This is a genomic window from Streptosporangium sp. LJ11 (assembly GCF_051918945.1).
Lineage (GTDB): Bacteria > Actinomycetota > Actinomycetes > Streptosporangiales > Streptosporangiaceae > Streptosporangium.
Genome location: NZ_JBPXMB010000113.1, coordinates 1 through 609, shown reverse-complemented (window position 1 = coordinate 609; position 609 = coordinate 1). Strand labels below are relative to the sequence as shown.

Sequence of the window (609 nt, the reverse complement as noted above, 5' to 3'; positions counted from 1 at the left end):
CTGGTGAGTGCCCGCACCCGACGCCTGCGCGTGTCGCATGCCTTCCACTCGCCGTTGATGGAGCCGATGCTCGCCGAATTCGAGCAGATCGTCTCCGCTTTGACTTTCAGTGAGCCGATCATTCCTGTCGTCTCCAACGTGACGGGCCGGCCCGCGGAGCCGGGGCTGTTGACCGATCCGGCGTACTGGGTGCGGCATGTGCGGGAGGCGGTGCGCTTCGCCGACGGGGTCACCGCCTGCCAGGCGAACGTGTTCGTGGAGATCGGACCGGACGCCACCCTGACCGCGCTGGCCCAGCAGAGCGTCGAGAACGGAGCCTTCGTTCCGGCCGCTCGCAAGGACCGGGACGAGGTCCGGGCACTGGTCGAGGCACTGGGCCGCCTGCACACCCACGGCGTGACCGTCGACTGGCGAGCGATCCTCACCCCGAGAGCGCAGATCGACCTGCCGACGTACGCGTTCCAGCGGGAGCGGTTCTGGATTCCGGTGCGTGGTGGGGTCGGGGAGATGAGTGCCGCGGGTCTGGGTGCGGTCGATCATCCGTTGTTGAGTGCGGTGACGGAGGTCGCCGGTGGTGGGTCGGTGGTCTTCAGTGGCCGCTTGTCTCCT

The 609-nt window shown here is 68.1% G+C and carries 1 protein-coding gene; it reads left to right on the top strand.

The annotated features are described in order from the left end of the window. Nucleotides 1–3: 3 nt before the first annotated feature. Nucleotides 4–609 (top strand): acyltransferase domain-containing protein (locus ACTOQ3_RS43625; protein ID WP_440089956.1); only part of this gene is annotated, 606 nt, incomplete at its 3' end.